The sequence below is a fragment of the Anatilimnocola aggregata genome (genome assembly GCF_007747655.1).
Lineage (GTDB): Bacteria > Planctomycetota > Planctomycetia > Pirellulales > Pirellulaceae > Anatilimnocola > Anatilimnocola aggregata.
Genome location: NZ_CP036274.1, coordinates 2,716,827 through 2,737,455 on the forward strand (window position 1 = coordinate 2,716,827; position 20,629 = coordinate 2,737,455).

Annotated in this window: 10 protein-coding genes and 1 pseudogene; 5 read left to right on the forward strand and 6 right to left on the reverse strand. The window is 56.3% G+C overall.

The annotated features are described in order from the left end of the window. Nucleotides 1–12: 12 nt before the first annotated feature. From ETAA8_RS10400 to ETAA8_RS10410, 3 genes are all read right to left on the reverse strand, one after another. Nucleotides 13–2,145: a DUF1588 domain-containing protein gene (locus tag ETAA8_RS10400; RefSeq protein WP_145087955.1), complete on the reverse strand. Its 2,133-nt coding sequence runs from the start codon at nt 2,143–2,145 to the stop codon at nt 13–15. Between the two features lie 73 nt (nt 2,146–2,218). Then, nucleotides 2,219–2,743 carry a hypothetical protein gene (locus ETAA8_RS10405; RefSeq protein WP_145087956.1) on the reverse strand — a complete coding sequence of 175 codons (525 nt, stop codon included), beginning with the start codon at nt 2,741–2,743 and terminating at the stop codon, nt 2,219–2,221. After that, nucleotides 2,715–3,047 carry a hypothetical protein gene (locus ETAA8_RS10410; RefSeq protein WP_145087957.1) on the reverse strand — a complete coding sequence of 111 codons (333 nt, stop codon included), beginning with the start codon at nt 3,045–3,047 and terminating at the stop codon, nt 2,715–2,717. Before ETAA8_RS10410 ends, ETAA8_RS10405 begins: the two co-directional genes overlap by 29 nt. Nucleotides 3,048–3,149: 102 nt before the next feature. Between ETAA8_RS10410 and ETAA8_RS10415 the strand changes: the two genes are divergently transcribed. The 3 genes from ETAA8_RS10415 to ETAA8_RS10425 all read left to right on the forward strand — a co-directional run bounded on the left by ETAA8_RS10415 (nt 3,150) and on the right by ETAA8_RS10425 (nt 9,612). Beyond that, entirely contained in the window at nt 3,150–6,203 is a 3,054-nt protein-coding gene (locus ETAA8_RS10415; RefSeq protein WP_145087958.1) for an HzsA-related protein, read from the forward strand. A gap of 59 nt (nt 6,204–6,262) precedes the next feature. Further along, nucleotides 6,263–7,678: a sulfatase gene (locus tag ETAA8_RS10420; RefSeq protein WP_145087959.1), complete on the forward strand. Its 1,416-nt coding sequence runs from the start codon at nt 6,263–6,265 to the stop codon at nt 7,676–7,678. A gap of 749 nt (nt 7,679–8,427) precedes the next feature. Beyond that, nucleotides 8,428–9,612 carry an esterase/lipase family protein gene (locus ETAA8_RS10425; protein ID WP_202921734.1) on the forward strand — a complete coding sequence of 395 codons (1,185 nt, stop codon included), beginning with the start codon at nt 8,428–8,430 and terminating at the stop codon, nt 9,610–9,612. A gap of 76 nt (nt 9,613–9,688) precedes the next feature. Here ETAA8_RS10425 and ETAA8_RS10430 read toward each other — a convergent pair whose 3' ends face one another. Genes ETAA8_RS10430 through ETAA8_RS10440 form a run of 3 tightly spaced genes read right to left on the reverse strand, consistent with a single transcriptional unit; the run spans nt 9,689 to nt 17,174 of the window. Next, complete coding sequence (locus tag ETAA8_RS10430; protein ID WP_145087961.1) at nt 9,689–12,769, reverse strand: multidrug efflux RND transporter permease subunit; 3,081 nt, start codon at nt 12,767–12,769, stop codon at nt 9,689–9,691. Beyond that, the gene (locus tag ETAA8_RS10435; protein WP_145087962.1) at nt 12,766–15,912 is read right to left on the reverse strand and encodes a multidrug efflux RND transporter permease subunit; all 3,147 of its coding nucleotides are present in this window, start codon (nt 15,910–15,912) and stop codon (nt 12,766–12,768) included. The genes ETAA8_RS10430 and ETAA8_RS10435 overlap by 4 nt, the downstream gene beginning before the upstream one ends. Then, complete coding sequence (locus ETAA8_RS10440) at nt 15,909–17,174, reverse strand: efflux RND transporter periplasmic adaptor subunit (protein WP_202921735.1); 1,266 nt, start codon at nt 17,172–17,174, stop codon at nt 15,909–15,911. Before ETAA8_RS10440 ends, ETAA8_RS10435 begins: the two co-directional genes overlap by 4 nt. A 521-nt stretch (nt 17,175–17,695) precedes the next feature. Between ETAA8_RS10440 and ETAA8_RS35890 the strand changes: the two are divergent. Both ETAA8_RS35890 and ETAA8_RS10445 read left to right on the forward strand, forming a co-directional pair. After that, nucleotides 17,696–17,956, forward strand: a pseudogene (locus ETAA8_RS35890) (two-component regulator propeller domain-containing protein); the annotation flags it as partial. Nucleotides 17,957–17,971: 15 nt separating this feature from the next. Beyond that, nucleotides 17,972–20,617 (forward strand): sensor histidine kinase, encoded by a 2,646-nt coding sequence (locus ETAA8_RS10445; protein WP_202921736.1) that lies wholly within the window; start codon nt 17,972–17,974, stop codon nt 20,615–20,617. Nucleotides 20,618–20,629 lie beyond the last annotated feature (12 nt).

The window sequence follows — 20,629 nt, forward strand, 5'->3', positions numbered from 1 at the left end:
CCAAAGGTCGCGTTACGGTTCAATCTTACCGCCATCCGTCGTGCGTTCCAAAAAAGCTGGTGAGCTGAGCAGCGCGGCGAGCAGCGCCTGCAGGCTGCCGTCGTTCTCTGCATACGCACGGTGTGCCTGCAGGAGGGTAGGGCCATCCGCCAGCGTTTCGTTGCGGCCGATGAAGTAGCGGAACACGTGGCGGACGAACACCTGCTCGACTCTCTCCGAACTGGCAAGTCGCTCAATCATGTCGATCGCATTCTTCACCGGGCCATCGAGCTTCGCATCGCCCGTCCCTTGCAACTCCCCGCTCGCCTCGACCGGCTTCTCAAGCTCTGTCTCTCGATAGCGGCCGAAGTGATCGTACATTTCAAACGGCAGGCCGAGCGGATCCATTCTCACGTGGCACTTCCAACAGTAGGTCTCGCGTGTGACCCGCATCCGCTCGCGCAGCGTGCTGTGTGGCTCTTCGGGCAACTGAGCGTCGACCGTGATCGGAATCTCAGGTAGTTTGGCACCGAGCAGCTTTTCGCGAATCCACTTGCCGCGATGGATCGGGCTGTTGTCAAAATTGTCCGACTGCGAGATGAGCCAGGCCGGGTGCGTCAGGATGCCCGAACGATGACCGGCTGGCATTGCATAGCGTCGATCGGGTGCCCAAGCATCGCGGCGGATGGCGAGCTCGTCCAGCTCATAAATCCGTAGCTCCACCGGAATGCCGCGGAAGAATCCGCGGGTCGTGCTGTTCTCGCGATGCTTGCGTTTGGCGTTTTGCAACTCGGCAGCGACGATCGGCCGCGGCCCACGTTCGCTCTTGGTGAGCGTGAACGTGTCACGGGTGGTGAGCAGCTGACGCAGCACGTCGCGATCTTGCTCGATAACGTCAAGGATCAACCAGTCGGCATCGCGCACAAATGTATAAGCGGCCTCGGCCCACTCAGTTTCTTTGCGGGTGTACTTCGCATCTTCGACTACCTTGGCAGCTTGTAGCGTGGGAGCGTCTTTAAAGACGTCCGGAGCTACCGTATAGCCGAAGTACTCCTGAAAGAATCGCAGGATGCGCAGTTGGGAAGTTTGCGGATCGCGCAGGATGCGGAGCACCTGGGCATGTACTTCTGCGGGCGTCCCCAGTTCATTCTTGGCAGCGGCCGCAAGCAAGGTGGCATCGGGAGCCTGATCCGTCAGCGTGTAGGCGATGGCCCTCGCCAAATGATGCGGCGTAAGCACCTCAGGCTGCTCCTTCGCCATCTCCACGCGGTAGAGCGACTCCGGGTGCAGCATGGCAGCCAGGTATAGCTGCTCGATCGCGATCTTGGCCTCAGTAGCTGCCAGATTCTTGCGAACGAAACCGGCATACCGCTCTCGTTCGGTCACCGTGGGATCGCGGCGCAGCACTTTGCGAAAAACGTAACCCACCGCAGCCGCCACTTGCTCAGCGTTAGCCGCCACGCCTCCCTTCGTCAGCGCGACGAACTCCGGCGGTTGTGACTTGTTCGCCATGGTGTCGCGCACGATGGGCAAGGCATTTCGCAGGTGATGTTCCAATTCCGCTTCGCCAATGCGATGCGCGGAGGCGAGGTCGCTAAAGCCGGTCTTGGGATCGGGCACCATTTCCCACGGCGCGCGAACGCGGGAAGCGGAGCGCAGGCCGCGGAAACTCTCACGCAGCAGGTTTTCATATGCGGGCTGTGACAACCGCCAAAGCCTACCAGGAGTTGCGCGTTGTGCCGCTTGATGCGTGTCGACCAATGGTTTGCCCGAGAACAACGCGTCATGATCGACTTCGTTCCCTTCGCGGATGACGCCAGCCTTTTCCAGTCCTGCATGGAGCTCCGTGATCGCGGTTTGACGCTGCTGCGCAGAGGGTTGCCGGGCGTCATCGGGCGGCATGTGACCGCTCTCCAGTTGCTCCACGACCCGCTTCCAGAGTGCGAGTTCCGCGGGGGACTCTGGCTTGACAGCCAAATTATGAACGGCAACTTTGGCCTGCTGCTCATTGACGCCGTGGCATTCGATGCAATGCAGCTTGAAGAATGCGGCGAGCTGCGGATTCGGCCTGGCACCGTTCCCAGGCTGAGCTAACGATTCGGCAACAAAACACAAAAAATAAGCGAGCAAGATGGCAGTTCGCGTTAGCAGCGGCGAGGGGATCACGCGATTTAGCTCCTTTACAACGCACGTCGTAACCCTACTAGACGCAAGGCAGGACTCTTTTATTGGGATAATGTCAAAACGGTTTCTTTGCCGAGCTGCAGATTAACCTTGCATCAGTCACCAGTCCTTGCCGATCCGCAGTCGTAGTTACCTCATCGTCAAGCGAGCTTTTCCAGCGCATCATATGGCCAGGCTGCGGTTTGAATTGCTGGCAGTGCCGCGGCGTAACATCGACGGTCATCTCGCCTGCGACCAGATCATTCGAAAATCGGACGGACCAGCGGCCCGTCTCATCAACGATCTGGCCCCAGTGAAAGCCAAGGTTGATGCCGCCTACCAGTTCGCCTGCGGCCGGGTCGCCATCGCCCATTTGCTGATCGATCGAGCTGTTGCCGAACGCGGGAAAGCTTTCGTTCTTCCGGAACTTCTCGGCAGGGTAGTACTTGTTGATCAGGCCCATCGCTTGTCCCCCTTCACCATGATCACCGTTATTCCACGAAAAGGCAAAGCCATGATGGCCAGCGGTAAGGACATGCACCATGTCGATGTTCTCTTGCCAGGTGGCGTAGTCATCGCGCCGCCCGCACGACCAGCCCACGAACGGCAGCCCCGCCGGACGAGACCCCCTTCGTGAAATCTTTCGGTTTTTGCGGCGGCCAGAGCTTGCGCTCACTGGCCTGCGTGACGAACACGCGATCGCCCCAGACAATGGACGTGGATTTACCGGCATCTGGCAAAGCGACTTTCCAACGCACACTCTTGGTCTGATTCCATTCAATCGGCATGTCCGTCTCCGTGCTCACGCCCTGGCCGGTCGGCCCACGCAAACCGGGCCAGTTCTCAGCGCAAAGCGCGGCGATAGAACTGCAGAAGAGCAGTAGCGACAGAATGAACGTTTTCATTTGCAACTCGGCGGATCAACAAAACAATTTGCCCCCGGCATGCATCAGCCTATATTGATCGACGGGCTCTGGCCAAGCAAAAGTTCAATCAGGGGAATCACAATGCAGTTGTGTTTAACAAGAGTTTGGTTAGCAACTGTCATCGCCTGTTGCTTGGCGGGTACGTCGCGCGGACAAGAATCGAAGCGCTATGCCGGTGTCCTTAGCCTGGATGTGCCCGCCATTGGCACCGATAGTTCTGTCGTCTACGACTACCCCATCGTCTATGTGCGCGCCCCGCGTACGAAGGCCGACGGTCGCGCGAAGTGGGCTGAGGTGGGTGATCCACGGAGCATGGAGCCCGGTGCACCTCTCGTTCTGCTGCAGCCCAATGGCACAGAAGAAGTGCTGGTGCCGGTGACAGAAAAAGAGTCGATCGCTGACCCCGCCGTGTCGTTTGATGGACAGTGGGTCTATTACGCCAAAATGCACGACGCCCTCGGCCACCACGGGGCCGACATCTACAAGGTTCATGTGCCTACTCGCACTACCGTGCAGCTCACCGGGCAGCAGTTCACTCCCAACACCGGCGTCGCCGAGTGGTCGAAGTCGCAACTGCCGCCATGGGGCGTTTACAACCTTGGTCCCTGTCCGCTGCCGGGCGGCAAGCTGGCGTTTGTGAGCGATCGCCACGCATACAAGGCAGCAAATCCCGGGTATGCCCCGAACGCCCTTGCCCTACAGTTGTTTGTCATGAACGACGACGGTAGCAACGTGGAATGCATTGGTCACTTGAACCTGGGCATGGCGCTGCATCCGGTGGTGCTCAAGGATGGGCGGATCATGTTCAGCTCGCTGGAATCGCAAGGCTTACGAAGCCATCACTTGTGGGGAGTGTGGTCGATTCATCCCGACGGCACGCGCTGGGGGCCGCTGCTGAGTGCTTTTGAGATCGGCAACGGCACGGCTGACTCGACGCACTTTCAAACGCAGCTGAGCGACGGCAGCATCGTCGCCGAGAGCTACTACAACCTCAACAATTTCGGCTTTGGCACCTACCTGAAGTTTCCCCTTAGCGTGCCCGATGGCTATGCCAGCTTTGGCCCCGGCTACAAGCCGCACGAGCGAAACGCCAAGGTGCGGCACGGTCGGCATTCGGACGGGAGGCCAATCCACATTCAATTTCCCTTCAGTCCACATGGCATGGAATCGCTCACGCCGTTCGTGCTAAAAGGGGATTGGCCCTCGCAGCCCAGCGACCCCAAGGACAACAACTCGCCGCGGCTTGGAAAGTTCACGCATCCTGCGGCGGCCCCCGACAATCACTTGCTAACTGCTTATTCCGCGGGTTCTCTCAACAGCTTCACGCGTTATAAACCGGGATTCGATAGCGGTATTTATCTGATCAAGTCGGGTGTGCCCATCGATGAGCCGGCGCAAATGCGGCTGATCAAGAATGATCCGAATTTTCACGAGCAATGGCCCCGCGCGCTGGCACCTTACAAACGGATTTACGGCATCGACGAACCCGCGAGGCTGGAACCACTTGCTAACGACGGCAAGCAATCGCCACATTTGCCCGCCGGTTCGCCGTTTGGGCTCGTCGGCACATCGAGCCTCTATAAGCGGGAGAGCTATCCGTACGGCGCGGTGCCACCTGGCAAGGTGACCGCCGAATACGCTGGGGAGAAAGATCGCACGGGATACAAGGGCTTCGATTCATCGCACAACTGGACCGTGCAGGGTAGCGACGCAGGACTTTATTCAAACGACGAAATTCATGCGATCCGCATTGTCGCGCTTGAGCCGACTTCGGACGTGAAGGGGCGCGGCCGGACGTATTACAATCACGCCAAGGAACGGATGCGTATCTTGGGCGAAGTGCCGGTCCGCAAGTTCGCAGGAGGCAAACAGCCGCTCGATCCCGATGGCAATCCCGACACTAGCTTTCTTCTGAAATTGCCTGCCGACATTGCTTGGACGTTTCAAACGCTCAACAGGGACGGCATGGTTTTGAACAGCGCGCAGACCTGGCATCAGGTGCGCGCCGGTGAGATTCGCACCGACTGCGGTGGCTGCCACGCCCACAGCCAACAGCCGACTCGGTTCGAAGACACGGCCGCGGCGCGAAAGGACTATAGCCTGTTTGACCTGACCCAGCGCTCTCCGCTGCTGACCAGCAAGCAATTCGACGAGACAAAGAAAAAATGGGATACCGCCGATGAGAGCGGCTTGCGCCACGAGGCAGGGGTGAAAAATGTGGAATACCACCGCGACATCAAGCCGATCTTTGCCCGCAGTTGCGTGGCTTGTCATACCAAGGAGAGCAACGAGCCAGCAGGCAATCTGGTGCTCGATGAAGATGAAATTGTGAAGGCAAAGAATCCGTCCGGCCTCGGCTTCGACATCAATCTTCCCGCCAGTTATGCGCGGCTCGCGGCAGATGCTAAAGGGCAATGGGGACACAAGCCGTGGCATCGCCACGGTTGGCGAGGGGAGAGCGCCTCGCGTTATGTCACCATGATGCAATCCCGGCGCAGTCTGCTGATTTGGAAGGTCTATGGCAAGCGGCTCGATGGCTGGCAGAACGAAGACATGCCCTATGAAACGACGCCTGGTGACGTGAAGTCGATGACGCTTCGCGGCGAGTTGGTTGATCCCACTTCCCAGGTGCTCGAGATCGCGCACTTGGCCTTTCTTGGCAGCAGCATGCCTCCACCTGAGGCGGTGAAGGCCGGCAAGGTGCAACCCCTCAGCGACGAAGACCGCCGAACGCTCGTTCGTTGGATCGACCTCGGCTGCCCGATCGATTTGCAATTCGAGGGCGATCCCAAAAAACGCACGGGCTGGTTAGTCGATGATCAGCGGCCCACGTTGACGCTCACGCTGGATGATTCAGGCAAAGACAAATCCCCCTCGCGCATCCTGATTGGCATGCACGATTACGGCTCGGGTCTCGATCAAGCTTCGTTGCAAGTCAAAGCAGACTTCGAGATTGCCGGAATCGCTGCGAACGAGAACCTGGCAGCCAGTTTCAAATTGGCAGGCGATGGCGTTTGGGAATTGCCGCTTGGGTCGTCGTTGGCCAATTTAAAGACCGCTCGCATTTCAATTGAAATCAAAGACAAGCAAGGGAATACCAGTCGCCTTGAGCGAACGATGGCGCTGGGCAGCTAACAGGTTCAAATACGCTACGGACTACCCGTGTCGACCGTGGCTGGAAGGATTAGGTCGGGATGCCTTCACGAGTACTCATTTTGCGAATATTGGTCGTCGCTACTTTGATTGCACTTGCGCATTGCGGAGTGACTTACGCTGCACCGCCGAATGTCGTGCTTATCATGGTTGACGACCTGGGTTGGATGGACCTGCATTGTCAAGGCAACGAGCGCCTCAACACGCCGCGGATCGATGCGTTGGCCAAGCAAGGAATACGATTCACCAATGCTTACGCGGCTTCACCTGTTTGTTCGCCGACTCGCGGCGCGATGATCACCGGCTTGGCACCCGCGCGGCTCCGCATCACCCAGCATGGCCAGGATGGTCCCGCGTTTTGGCCTAAGGACCGACCGTTACAACCACCGGTTGCCGAACACAGACTGCCCCTCGCGACCATCACGCTGGCCGAACGTCTTAAACTGGCTGGCTATGCGACAGGCTTCTTTGGCAAGTGGCATCTTTCTGGGGAACAGGACGCCAAAGAGGGGCAGGCGGGTGGTCCAGCCTTTTGGCCGGAGCATCAGGGGTTTGATATCAACATCGGCGGCTGTGGCTTTGGCGGGCCACCGACATACTTTGACCCCTATCGAATCCCCGCCATTAAGTCGCGAAAGAAGGGTGAGTACCTGACTGATCGGTTAGCTGACGAGACGGTTACTTTCATGCGAGCCGGTCACCACAAGCCGATGTTCATTTGCTTGTGGACCTATAACGTGCACTATCCCTTTGAAGCTCCGCAGGAGCTGGTCGCGAAGTACCAAGGCAACGAGGGAGCGGGGCTCAAGAACGCAGTCTATGGCGCTCAGGTGGAAGCCACAGACCGCGCAGTTGGCAAGGTGCTCGACGAAATTGACCGACTGGGCATCGCCGATAAAACCCTCGTCATCTTAACCAGCGACAATGGCGGTTGGGAGGGTGCCACGGATAATCGGCCACTCCGATCAGGCAAGGGAGACCTATACGAAGGTGGGTTGCGGGTACCTCTCGTCGTCCGTTGGCCGAAGTTGCCGGACAAGGGCTCTGTTGCCGGGACCAGCAACGACACACCTGTAATCAGCATGGATTTGCCTGCCACGATCCTGGATGTGGCCCAAGTGACGTTGGAACGGGAGACCAAGCTCGACGGCACATCTTTGCGCCCTCTGCTCCAAGGCAAGAAGCTGGAGCGCGATGATCTGTATTTTCATTACCCGCATTATGCTTGGCATCGCTCGAACCGTCCGGGCGGTGCGATTCGCTCCGGGCAGTACAAGTTGATCCGTCGGTACGACGACAATTCGGTAGAACTCTTCGATCTGCAAAGCGACATTGGCGAAACTCAGAATCTTGCACAGCAGTTGCCGGAGGTCGCCGCAAAACTCAGAGAACGCCTCGATCGTTGGCTGCAGGACACAGCAGCACAGATGCCCACCCGGATCAAAAAAACCGAATAGAAAGCGAATTACGAGCAGCGCTGAATGCAGTAGTTGAGTCATGTCGAAGTGAGCTGGCTTTTCTGATTTCATCATCAAGTTTTCCGAAAATGCCGGCAACTGGTGGGTGCTTCGTTCAATTCTTACCTTGGTGTTATCCGTTGGCTCACCAAGGAGTTGGCCGACGCCGATACAAAGCAAACTTAGCCCTTGGATGGGTATGAAAGGCGTCAGGAGGATGCACACCTGCCTCGTTGCTTTCCTTCCCTGGCTCGTTCATGCGGCATCCGGTCCATCAGCTGTTTGCTTTGATCCTGTTAGGGATCATTCTTGGCCAAAGTGGCTGCTCATCGTTCGGAATTTGCCATCAGCGAGGATCACATCAGTTATGCCGGCTGACGTTTTCTTCGTGCCCCTCGGCAATGGATCAAGCCGAAGCGCTGGATGCTGCCGGTGATGGGCAGTGCGTCGACGCGTACTTTCATGTCTGCGCTCACGCGTGGCAAGAAATGGATGCAGGTGCAGAGGGACGCGGAGCCTCGCATGCTACCTATAACAACGCGTTGCAGAAGTTGCTGTCTGCTGCGGGGCGGCATCAGCGACTTGATCCTGCCCGCGGCCTCAAAATCTGTAACGGTGGAAGCACCCTTGTAGTTCCCATCGATTACAGCGGCTTCACTTGGGACATTGCGGACTTCCAGCGACTCCACCTGCCGCCAACTCGGCATGAGTCTCTCTTGAGCAGATACTACGCTTGCCAGGGAATTGGGTTGCCCTTAGTAGTTGAACGCGCTCGCAGGAACTGCGATGCGCTGGAAGCAAGATTCTATCCTGAGCGGTCGTTCTTTTCTGCAACCGTCGTACTGAAGTTCGACTCGTTGCCTGTTGACTCAAGCACGCTGAATGCCGCCAGTTGCGCACAGCTCACGTTCTATGATCCGCTTCAAACGGCTCGCGTCAGCACACCTGCAAGCGAACGACCGCTCGCGAATGATCTGACGGCACCGTTGGCCCAGATGTTAGACAGCGTCCCGCGCACCTACTTTGCAGGGTTCATCGAACCGAGCGGCGCAATCACGCGAGCGCGGTTGGATTTTGTGGAACCCTACCAGCCAGGAAAGATTCCCGTCGTATTGATTCATGGCCTCTATTCCGACCCACAAAGTTGGGCGGACATGATCAACGACCTGCGGGCAGCTCCGGGATTCTTAGAGCATTACCAGTTGTGGGCTTATCGCTATCCCACAGGCCAGGGATTTCTGCAGTCGGCAAAAGTCTTGCGGAACGAGTTGCGCGCCGCTGTTGCTGCGCTCGACCCGCATCAGCGAGATCCAGCCTTGCGCCGGATGGTGTTGGTGGGGCACAGTATGGGCGGACTCATCGCGAAGCTTCAGATCACTCATTCTGAAGACCTGATCTGGAACAATCTTGCCAACCGGCCATTGGAAACCATCGAGACGACCGAGCAAACTCGCGGATTTTTAGCCGAGACTTGCTATTTCGATCCGTCACCAAATATTGAGCGAGTTATCTTCATCGCAGCACCGCATAGCGGAGCATTGACCTCCAGCGAGATGATAGGCCGCGGGGCGGCATTGCTCGTTGAACCGTCACCGCTGCAGGTGGAGATGCACGACCAACTCATCCGCGACAATCCACAGACCTTCAACCCTTTGATCGAAAGGAGGATGCCCACGAGCATCGACATGCTTTCTTCGCGATCGCCACTGCTCGAAGTCATGCGAAGAATGAGGCTAAAAGAGGGGGTCAAGCTGCATAACATCATCGGTTGCTCTCATCCATTGTCACTCGACGGACCATCGGATGGAGTTGTTTCTGTACGCAGTGCGACGCATCCCTGCTGTCAAAGCGTACTAGCCGTCAATGCACAGCATGCGCATGTGCATCGTTCACAAAAGGCAAGCTACGAAGTCCTGCGCATTTTGCGCTGGTAAGCAAAGTCCTCACAAGGCGAAGCGAACTCTCAGTCGCCATGCGATATTTCGATCCACGTGCGGGAAGGCGAGCGGTCTAGGCCCGCTTGCCGCTGCACCACAGGCGCAAGCGGTCCAAATAGAGATAGACGACTGGAGTCGTGTAGAGGGTTAACATCTGGCTAAAAATCAGGCCGCCGACGATGGCAATTCCGAGTGGTTGACGAAGCTCCGCACCATTGCCAGCTCCTACGGCCAGCGGCAAGCCGGCAAGTAGTGCAGCCATGGTGGTCATCGTAATTGGTCGGAATCGCAGAATGCAGGCTTCAAAAATGGCTTCACTAGGTGACTTGCCGTGATTGCGTTCGGCGTCAAGTGCGAAGTCGATCATCATGATCGCGTTCTTCTTGACGATGCCGATTAACAGCAAGATGCCAATCAGAGCCATGACGTTTAACTCGGTCCCGCACAACATGAGCGCCAGTAGTGCACCGACTCCAGCAGAGGGGAGCGTGGATAGAATCGTAAGCGGATGAATGTAGCTCTCGTAGAGCATCCCCAGCACGATGTAGACAGTCACCAGTGCCGCGATGATTAGGAGTGGCTGGTTGCTGAGGGATGCTTGAAAGGCCTGAGCTGAGCCAGAGAACTTGCCCTGTATGCTTTCGGGCATTCCTAGTTCTCGGGACGCATTTTCAATCTCAGGAACAACTTCGCTGAGCGAGGTACCGGGTGCCAGGTTGAACGAAATGGTGGTGGAGGGAAACTGCCCGGAGTGATTCGCCGACAAGGCCGAATACCTTTGGGAGTAGCGGTAGAGTGTTTTGAGTGGAATCTGGGCATCGTTCTGTCCACGAACGTAGATGTGGTTTAAAGCATCGGGACTCTGCGCGAAGTCCTCTTCCACCTGCATTACCACGCGGTATTGGTTTTGCTCTTTATACATGGTGGAAACTTGACGCTGACCGAACGCATCGTACAGCGTGTTATCGATGGTCGACACGGTGATGCCTAAACGGGCTGCCATCGAACGGTCGATGTCCAAGCGTGACTGCAAACCTCTGTTTTGTTGATCGGTGTTGATGTCTACCAGACCGGGAATCTTGCGCATGGCACCAATCAACTTGGGGTTCCACTCGTTCAACTCGGCAAGGCTGTCACCACGCAGGCTGTATTGATACTGCGCGCTACTCGCGCGGCCACCGATGCGCAAATCTTGCACCGCTTGGAGCAACAAGGTAGCTCCAGGTAGCTTCGATGCTCGGCCGCGAATGCGAGCAATCACCTCATCGGCGGATAGTTTACGCTCGTGCAGCGGTTTCAAGGAAACAAACATGCGGCCTGAACTCGAACCACCGCCCCCGCTCATGCCGCCGATCGAAGCCGTCACTCCCGAGACAGCTGGGTCTTCGCTGACGACGGCAGCAAACTGCTCGAGCAGGCGCGCCATCGATTTGAACGAAGTATCCTGATCTGCAGGCTGCAAGCTGCCAGATAACCGGCCTGTGTCCTGTTGAGGAAAAAAGCCTTTGGGAATAATGACGTACAGATAGATCGTCAAGGCGATCGTCGTTAGCGTCACCAGCAGGGTAACGAACTGACAGCGGAGCACAATCCGCAGCGTAAATTCGTACCAACTGAGAATCCAATCGAAAAAACGCTCACTTAGTGCGTAAATCCGTCCGTGACGCTTCTCGCCGTGAGCTTTCAGCATGTAAGCGCACATCATCGGGGTGGTGGTGAGTGAAACCACCAGCGAAACCACGATGGCGACCGAAAGAGTGATGGCAAACTCGCGAAACAGTCGTCCGACGATTCCGCCCATCAGCAAAATTGGAATGAACACCGCGACCAGGGAAATACTGATCGAGAGGACGGTAAAGCCAATCTCCTGTGCACCCTTAATCGAAGCCTGCATCGGCGTCAGGCCTTTTTCGATGTGCCGAGCAATGTTTTCGATCACCACGATAGCATCGTCGACCACAAAGCCCGTCGCGATGGTGAGGGCCATTAGCGATAGATTGTCCAGGCTGTAATCCATTACGTACATCACGCCAAAAGTGCTAATCAGCGAAACCGGGACGGCTACGCTGGGAATCAAAGTCGCCCGCCAATCTCGCAAAAACAGAAAAACGACCAGAATTACCAAACCGACCGAGAGTGCAAGGGTGAACTGAACCTCCTCCAGTGACGCACGGATAGTTGCCGTACGGTCTAAGGTGACGTGCAAGTTCATGTCGGCGGGTATCTGGGCCTCCAATTGTGGCAACATCTCGCGTATACGATCGACGGTGCCGATGATGTTGGCACCTGGTTGTCGAAATATGATTAATAGGATACAGGGCTTACCGTTGGCCATACCGAACGCGCGGGTATCCTCCACTGAGTCGGTTACGCTCGCAATGTCTTGCAGGCGAACCGGTGCCCCGTTGCGATAGACGACAATCAGCGGAGCATATTCCTTCGCCGTAAAGAGTTGGTCGGTTGCTTGCAGCGACCAGGTGCGCTCGCTGTCTGCAATGCTCCCCTTAGGCCGGTTAGCATTGGCGGCGCTCAGCGCGGCGCGAACATCCTCCAGCCCCAACCGCAGGTGATTGAGAATCGTCGGATTGATATCGACGCGCACAGCAGGCGCAGAACCGCCACTCACCATGACCTGGCCAACGCCTTGTACCTGCGACAATTTCTGCTGCAAGATCGTTGACGCGGCGTCGTACATGCGCGGCTTCGTATAGGTCTCGGAAGTGATCGCCAGAATCATGATGGGGGCGTCAGCCGGGTTCACTTTGCGATACGACGGGTTGTTTGGCAGGTTGGCTGGTAGTTGACCGCGTGCGGCATTGATAGCTGCCTGCACGTCGCGCGCAGCGGCGTTGATATTGCGATCCAGTTCGAACTGCATCGTGATTTGCGTGGAGCCGAGTGAACTGGCCGAAGTCATCTCCGTGACGCCCGCAATCCGGCCGAACTGCCGCTCGAGGGGTGTCGCCACAGCAGAGGCCATGGTCTCGGGACTGGCACCAGGCAGGTTCGCACTGACTTGAATCGTCGGAAAGTCAACCTGTGGCAACGGTGAGACCGGCAGCAGTGTGTAGCCCAGCGCGCCAGCCAGCGTAATGGCAATAGTGAGTAGCGCGGTACCCACGGGCCGGCGAATGAAGGGAGTCGACAGGCTCACGTGCCTTCTCCCGTCGGCACATGTTGAACTAGGTGCTCCGGCAGGTCATCCTCCGGGACAATGGTCGTCTGGACCTTGACGCCGAAGTAGGCCCCCAAACGATCGAACCAAAGGTAGATTACGGGCGTTGTATAGAGCGTGAGGAGTTGGCTAAAGATCAAGCCGCCGATGATCGTGATTCCCAGCGGACTGCGCAATTCGGAGCCAGTGCCGGTGCCAATCGCCAAGGGGACGGCACCGAGCAAGGCTGCCATCGTCGTCATCATGATCGGACGAAAGCGAAGCAAGCAAGCTTCGAAAATGGCCTCGGCGGGTGACATGTTTTGATTGCGCTGCGCATCGAGCGCAAAGTCGATCATCATGATCGCATTCTTTTTAACGATGCCGATCAGCAGAATGATCCCAATCAGCCCGATCACACTCAGCTCGGTTCCGCAGATCAACAAAGCAACGAGCGCGCCGACGCCCGCCGATGGCAACGTCGAAAGAATCGTGATCGGATGAATATAGCTTTCGTAAAGGACGCCCAGCACGATATAGACCGTCACCAGTGCGGCCAGAATGAGGAGCGGCGTGTTCTTGATCGAAGCCAGGAACGCTTCGGCTGTTCCTTGAAAGCTGCCAATCGTGCTAGGGGGCAGACTCAACTCGGCCTTTGCTTTGTCGATGGCATCCACTGCTTCACCAAGCGACACATGTGGCGCGAGATTGAACGAGACGGTAACCACCGGGAATTGCCCCTGGTGATTGATCGTCAACGGTGCAGTCGATTCTTCGAGGCGAGTAAAAGTGCTGAGCGGAACGGCTTGGCCATTCGGAGGGCGGATATAGATTTCGTTAAGATCGCGCGGAGCGTTGCGGAATTCGGGCTGAACTTCCAATATCAGACGGTACTGATTCAGCTGGGTAAACATGATCGAAATCTGTCGCTGACCGTAGGCGTTGTATAACGCATCATCAATCATCTGCGGCGTGATCCCGAGGCGCGACGCGATGTCGCGGTCGATTACTACTCTCAGTTGCAGTCCGGAATTTTGTTGGTCGCTGGTCACATCCCGCAGCTGCGGCAACTCTTGCAGCTTTGCGACGAATTTCGGTGCCCACTCATCCAGTTCCTTTGAGTCGGGATCTTCCAGGCTGTATTGATACTGCGTGCGGCTGACACGAGTTTCGACGGTCAAATCCTGCACAGGCTGCATATAGAGGCGAATCCCCGCCACTTCATTTAACCGCGACTGCAGTCTTTGAATGACGTCGCTGGCACTCTCATGCCGCTCTTCGTGCGGTTTCAAATTGATTTGAATTCGACCGCTGTTGACGGTCGTATTGGTTCCGTCGATGCCGATGAAACTGGAGAGACTGAGCACCGCCGGGTCTTGAAGAATCGCTCGATTCAATTCCCGTTGTCGCTCGCGCATCGCTTCGAACGAAATGCTTTGCGGTGCTTCAGAGATGCCCAGAATCACGCCCGTGTCCTGCACGGGAAAAAAGCCCTTCGGAACGATCAGATAGAGATATACGGTAGCTACTAGTGTGATGGCTGAAACGACCATTGTCGCGGTTTGGTGCCGCAAGACGAACTGTAAGGTGGTGCCGTAAACTCGGATTACCCACTCGAAACACGCTTCCGAAAATCGAAACAGCCGCCCGTGCTTAGTCGGGTCGGTGTGCTTGAGGAGTTTGGCACACATCATCGGCGTGAGTGTCAGTGAGACTACCGCCGAAACCAGAATGGTTACGCTTAAAGTAACAGCAAACTCACGAAACAAACGACCAACGATGTCACCCATGAACAGCAATGGAATTAGCACGGCAATCAGCGATACGCTGAGGGAGATAATCGTAAAACCGATTTGGGCGGAACCTTTAAGCGAGGCCTCCAACGGCGAATCGCCTTCCTCAATGTAACGCATGATGTTTTCGATCATCACAATGGCATCGTCGACGACAAACCCCGTCGAAATCGTCAGGGCCATGAGTGTGAGATTATTCAGGCTGTAGTCGAGCAGATACATCACTGCAAAAGTGCCGATCAACGACAAGGGAACCGCCACACTGGGAATGATGGTGGCGTTGACGTTGCGCAGAAAGACGAAAATGACCAGCACTACGAGGGCAATTGTAAACAGCAACTCGGATTGGACGTCTTCGACCGAAGCGCGAATCGTCAACGTGCGGTCGGTTAGGATCTCGATCGAAACAGCCGCAGGCAACGAGTCTTTCAGTTGAGGCAGAAGAGCCTTGACCCGATCGACGACTTCGATTGTATTGGCCCCTGGCTGACGCTGGATGTTCAAAATGACCGCGGGCGTGTCGTTCATCCAGGCTGCTTGGCGCAGGTTCTCGACATCGTCGACCACGTCGGCAACATCGGAGAGGTGCACCGGCGAGCCGTTGCGGTAGGCGATGATCAGTTTGCGGTACTGCTCGCTGGTGAAGAGCTGATCGTTCGCGCCGATCGTATATGCCTGACGTTGGCCATCGAAACTCCCTTTCGCTTGATTGACATTGGCGGCTGCAATGACAGTGCGCACGTCCTCCAAGTTGAGGCCCAGGCTCGACAGCGCAGTAGGATTCACCTGGACGCGGATGGCTGGCTTCTGTCCGCCGCTAATGCTCACCATGCCGACGCCGCTGAGTTGCGAGATCTTTTGTGCCAAGCGTGTGTCGGCGAGGTCTTCGACTTTCGAAAGGGGCAACGTCGCCGACGAAATTGCCAGCGTTAGAATCGGAGTGTCAGCTGGGTTCGTCTTTGTATAGATCGGTGGATTTGGCAAATCGCGTGGCAGAAAAGTAGAGGCGACATTAATCGAAGACTGCACTTGCTGGGCAGCCACGTCGATGTCTAACTCAAGTGCAAAACGGAGCGTGATGACCGAGCAGCCTTCCGAGCTGGTCGACGTCATCTGCGTCAGCCCGGGAACTTGCCCAAACTGCCGTTCAAGTGGCGCGGTGACCGAGGACGCCATGACGTCGGGACCGGCACCTGGATAGAAAGTCACCACCTGTATGGTCGGATAGTCGACTTGCGGAAGCGCAGACACCGGCAACAGGCGATAGGCAATTAACCCCACCAACAAAATGGCGAGCATGAACAGCACGGTGGCAACCGGCCGCAGCACGAATGGGCGGGAAATATTCATCGTGCTTTTCGTGAAGTGTCCGCTTGACCGGGTACGACTCCATCCGGCGTTTGCGGCTTTGGGACCTCGGCTTGCTTAACGTCTGACGGACTGGCCGCAGCCGTCTTCGCACCTTCAGTCTTATGTTTCGCATCTTTTGTCTTGGCAGAGCGCCTCGAAACCTTTGCGTTTGGCTGTAACTTATCGATTCCTTCGGTGACGACGATTTCACCGAGCGCTAAGCCCGTTTCGATGGCCGTTTCTGCGCCTTCCGTTGGTCCCGGCACAACCGTTCGCAGTTCGACGGTGTCGTCGCTCTTTACCACGTAGACAAAAGCAGAATCGGGGCCGCGCTGAACGGCCGCCGAAGGAACTACAATTGCGTCAGGCATGGTATCGACCAACAGCCGCGTATTGACGAATTGATTCGGAAAAAGAGCGGCTGCGTTCTGATCGATGATCGCCTTCAACCGCAGTGTTCCCGTGGCAGAATCGACCTGGTTGTCGGTAGCAAGCAACTTGCCACTGGCCAGTTTTGTGGTGAAATCACGGTCGTACGCGTCCACTTCAAGTTCATGCCCTTCAAGCATCCGCTTACGAACGCGTGGGATTTCGTCTTGCGAAATGGTGAATGTCAGGGCAATCGGCTGCAACTGATTGATCACTGCCAGGCCGCTGGGGTCGTTCGCCCGCACGACATTGCCAACGTCCACCAACCGCAGTCCAATACGGCCATCGATCGGAGATACAATTTTGCAATACGTGATCTGCAGCTCGGCATCGGCGACCATCGCGCGATCGCTTTTAATCGCTCCTTCAGTCTGTTGCACGATGGCAAACTGGTTTTCGACTTCTTGAGTCGACACGCTGTTGGCCTTGAATAGTCGTTCTAGTCGATCCAGAGTTAACTTGGCTGCGGTCAGAGTGGCTTCATCGCGGGCCAATTGGCCTGCTGCCTGATCGCGTTGAACTTCGAACGGACGAGAATCAATCTCCGCGAGCAAATCTCCTTCGCGGACCATTTGACCTTCGACAAAGGAGACATTCACCAGTTCGCCTTCGACGCGACTGCGGATCGTGACTGTTTTCAGCGCGGTAACTGTTCCTAGCCCATTCAAATACAATTGCAGATCGCGCTGCCCCACGGTAGCCGTGACGACCGGAATGACGCGCGGGGCCTTCACCGGGGGCGGAGCTTCGACGAATAACGTCGCAAATTGTGGCCACCAGTTTGCCTGGTAATACCAGCCGGCGCCAGCGCCTGCCACAAGAAGTAGTAGCAATACAAGCCAAACGAACCTTGCTCGCGCCGGCGCAGCGGCAACTGCTACCGGACGTGGTTCGGGGACTGGTGATAAACTATCCAAATGGTCGGCGGGACCGCTTTCGGCGATCGGCGGCGGTCGCCTCTTCGGGGCATCCGAAGCTGGACCAACTGCTGATGCTGAAATTGACCTGTTCCTAATCATCGGCTGAATACGCAATCAATAGGCGGGGGTGGGACGAGGCGAGGTAACCGACGTCTGACAACTATCAGGAGAGCATAGGATTTTAGCCACTGATATCTGCCATTAGGCATATGACAGTCTGGCTCGTTTCCCCGATGATTGCGAGGAAGCAAGACCTTTCAAATTATTCACTCGGGATCGATTGCGATAGAGTTTCAATCTCAGCGAACGGCGAAATGTTACTTGGATTCCGCAGCAAGCATACTCCGACGGTAGGCGTGAGACGAACAGACCGCATTCGCCCCCCCCTGATTGCGTGCGTTTTTGCCAGTTTATTTATGTTGTGGCTACCGAGCATGGTCCGAGCACTCGATCCGCAACGACCACTTTCTCAGGCGTTACTGAGGATTTGGCAAGCACCGCAGGGGCTGCCACGAGCGGCTATTTTTGCCATTCGGCAGACGCACGATGGCTACTTATGGCTAGGAACTCAAACCGGTCTCTACCGGTTCGATGGAGTTCGTTTCGTTCCTGTTCAAGGAAGTCAAAACGAGTTGCTCGCGAATCGCTGGATTCAGACACTGTGCGAAGACACCGCGGGTAACTTGTGGATAGCCTCTGATAGCGCCGGCATGATTCGAATTCGCGATGGTGAGACTTCGTCGTTTGGACTTGCCGAAGGACTCCCTTCGACGAAAATCTACTCGCTAATCGTCGATGTGCGCGGTGACTTGTGGGTTGGCACTGAAGAGGGACTTGCGCAACTTCACGACGGAGAGTTCACCGTTTATCGAACGAGCGAAGGACTTCCTGCGAACAGCATTCGCGCAATCTGCGAAGCTGAGGATGGAACCCTTTGGATTGGTACAGAAGGACCATACGTTTGCCGTTGGGACGGTTCTCAATTCATTCAGGAAGACTTCGAGTTATTGCCTCGACATAGCACGATCCAGGCGCTTCAAGTAGGACCTAAGGAAACGATCTGGCTGGGCACCACCGCTGGACTTGTGCGGCGGAATGGAGACGCCGAGCGATTATTCACAACCGCTGACGGCTTGGGAGACGATGTCGTTCATTGTTTAGCGCCAGCCCACGATGGTGAAATTTGGGCGGGTACGAAGAGTGGCTTATGCCGAATTCATGGCGATCGAATAGAGGCGTTTCAGGCGAAGGATGGCCTTTCGCAGAGCACAGTGTTTGCGATCTGCGAAGACCACGAGGGAAGCGTGTGGGTCGGAACCAAATATGGGCTGAATCAATTTGTCGATCGGCGTACTTTGCTCCCATTCACAACCAGTGAAGGACTCCCGAGCAATGATGCCGGACCTGTGCTACAGAGTCACGAGGGCAACATTTGGGTTGGTACCCTGGGTGCTGGACTCGCAGAGTTCGATGGCCGCCAATTTTCGAGGGTCGCAACAACAAAAAATGGACTGCCAAGCGATACCATCCTTGCGCTGGCGGATGGGGGTGAAGATCAATTGTGGATCGGTACCGACCAGGGACTGTGCAGTCTCCAAAGCGGACAGGTTAGCGATATATACACAACGGTGGACGGACTTCCTTCCAATAGAATCCTCGCAATTTGCCGCGATCACACCGGCACACTCTGGGTTGGGACCGACGCGGGCTTAGTGGAGTTCGAGGACGGAAATTTTGTCTCTCCCAAAGGTGACGCATCGATTATTCAGCAGCCTTGCCAATCGCTTATCAACTACTGCGGCAAATATTTGGTGGCTTCGCTGGTGGGCGGAGGTTTGTATCGAGTTCAAAATGGCGAACTCAGCTTGCTCAACAACCACCAGCAGTTCTGGACGGATAGTCATTCCCTCTTCGTCGATGACCAAAACCGGCTTTGGGCAGCCATTCGTGGCGGCGGACTAGGTATGATTTCGGGCGATCAGCAGTTTCGCTTCAGTGTCAAAGATGGTTTGTACGATGACGAGATCTTTGGTCTGGCGAGCGATGGCAAGGGGCGACTCTGGATGGCCTGTAGTCGCGGGATATTTTTCGTGCCTCTCACGGATTTTGCGAAGTTTACAGCAGGGCAAATCTCGCGGCTGACGAGTACTACCTTCAGTCCAACGGACGCGCTGCGAACTATCGAATGTCAAAGTGGTGTGCAGCCGACGGTCTGGAAGATGCAGGATGGAAGAGTGTGGTTTTCGACGATCCGCGGTGTAATTGTGGTTGATCCACAGCGCCTCAGTCGGCAGCTGCCACCCCCTTCTGTCTTGATTGAAGAAGTGCGCGTGAACGGTCAGGAATTTCGCCCTCAACAACTGCGGGGACTGTTGCCAGGCCGTGCTAATTTTGAATTTCACTACACGGCGCTTAGCTTCGCTTCGCCGAGCCGCATCGCCTTTAGTTATCGGTTGGAGGGCTTCGACCAGGATTGGATTGGTGCTGGACAACGGCGCGAGGCGTTTTATACCAATCTCGCGCCGGGGAGTTACCGCTTTCGAGTGCGGGCGCTGAATTCCGATGGCGTGGAAACGGAAACGAATCAACCAGTCGAATTCACGCTGAGACCGCACTTCTATCAAACCTACAGTTTTATTTTTCTGGTCGTCGTCGGGATTGCAACTGCCAGCTGGGTTGCCTATCGGTTGCGTATCCGGAATATCAGAAGCCGTTTGCAGGTAGTGCTGACCGAACGAAACCGGATTGCCCGCGAATTGCACGATACGCTCATCCAAGGCTTCTCGGGCGTGACGATGCAAATGCAGGCGCTGGCCACACGGCTCCACAAATCACCCGAGTCTGAAACGCTGGCCGAGATCATTCGCGATGCTGGCGGATGCCTGAGCGAAGCGCGTCGGTCGGTCGCCGGCCTGCGCAATCCGCAAGGCACTGAGTCTGGACTCGCTACCGCGATTGCTGATACCGCCCGCCAGTTGACCGAAGGAAGCGATGTTCGCTTGCGTTTGGAACTCTGCACAGCAATCCCCAATCTGGAAGCTGACGTCGAATACAACGCGCTGCGCATTGTGCAGGAGGCCATTGCCAATGCAGTCAAACACTCGGGAGCAAGCGTGATCGACGTCAAGGTGAGCCTTGCTCGCCAAATGCTCGAAATTTCGGTCCAGGACGATGGATCCGGATTCGATGTCGCCCGGCATCTCGAGCAGGTTCAGCCTGGGCACTATGGCATTATCGGCATGCGTGAGAGAGCCAGCCAGATTCAGGCTGAACTTCATTGGCGCAGTCAGTTGCGACAAGGCACGACGGTAACGCTTCGCTTGCCCAGTTCTCCGTCCTACCGCGGTGCCGCATGAGCGGAGAGCAAT